The sequence below is a fragment of the Bradyrhizobium sp. SZCCHNRI1009 genome (genome assembly GCF_032487575.1).
Taxonomy (GTDB): Bacteria; Pseudomonadota; Alphaproteobacteria; order Rhizobiales; family Xanthobacteraceae; genus Bradyrhizobium.
In genome coordinates, this window is sequence record NZ_JAUEUL010000057.1 from 1 (window position 1) to 1,079 (window position 1,079).

Here is a 1,079-nt window from a genome sequence, read left to right on the forward strand (position 1 = left end):
CAACGGCAAGACGGCGTTGGGCATGACCACGCCGCCACATATCCCGACCGGGACGCTGCAGTGCTCGAACTGCCACACCAACACCGCGGCGAGCTTTGCCACCTACACCATGAACCACGCCGCCGTGGCGACCGCGCGCTGCGACAGCTGCCACAACGGCAACTACACCGGCCAGGGCACCAAGGGAGCGCTGGGCACGGCCTCATACCCGAACCACGTCGCCACTGGCGGCGCCGACTGCGTCAGCTGTCACAGCAAGGCGGCCTCGGGCGGCTTCACCAGCTGGGGCGGTGCGGCGTTCAAGCATGCCGCCACCGACACCAATTGCTCCACCTGCCACAACGGCAGGACGGCGCAGGGCATGACGACGCCGCCGCACATCCCGACCGGGACGCTGCAATGCTCGAACTGCCACAGCAACACCGCCGCGAGCTTCACGACCTACACCATGAACCACGCCGCGGTGGCGACGGCGCGCTGCGACAGCTGCCACAACGGCAACTACACCGGCCAGGGCACCAAGGGGGCGCTCGGCACCGCGTCGTATCCGAACCATGTCGCCACCGGCGGCGCCGACTGCGTCAGCTGTCACAGCAAGGCAGCCTCGGGCGGCTTCACCAGCTGGGGCGGTGCGGCGTTCAAGCATGCCGCGACCGACACCAACTGCGCGACCTGCCACAACGGCAAGACGGCGCAGGGCATGACCACGCCGCCGCACATTCCGACCGGCACGCTGCAGTGCTCGAACTGCCACACCAACACCGCGGCGAGCTTCACGACCTACACCATGAACCACACCGCGGTGGCGACGGCACGCTGCGACAGCTGTCACAACGGCAGCTTCACCGGGCAGGGCACCAAGGGAGCGCTGGGCACCGCGTCGTACCCGAACCACGTCGCCACTGGCGGGGCGGACTGCGTCAGTTGTCATGCCAAGGCCGCCTCGGGCGGCTTCACCAGCTGGGGCGGCGCGGCCTTCAAGCATGCCGCGACTGACACCAGCTGCGCGACCTGCCACAACGGCAAGACGGCGCAGGGCATGACCACGCCGCCGCACATTCCGACCGGCACGCTGCAGT

The 1,079-nt window shown here is 69.0% G+C and carries 1 protein-coding gene; it reads left to right on the forward strand.

Going from position 1 to position 1,079, the window contains the following annotated elements; genetic code table 11:
* Window positions 1-22 precede the first annotated feature (22 nt).
* Window positions 23-1,079: cytochrome c3 family protein (locus QX010_RS33025; RefSeq protein ID WP_316183718.1), on the forward strand; the 1,057-nt coding region annotated here is incomplete at its 3' end.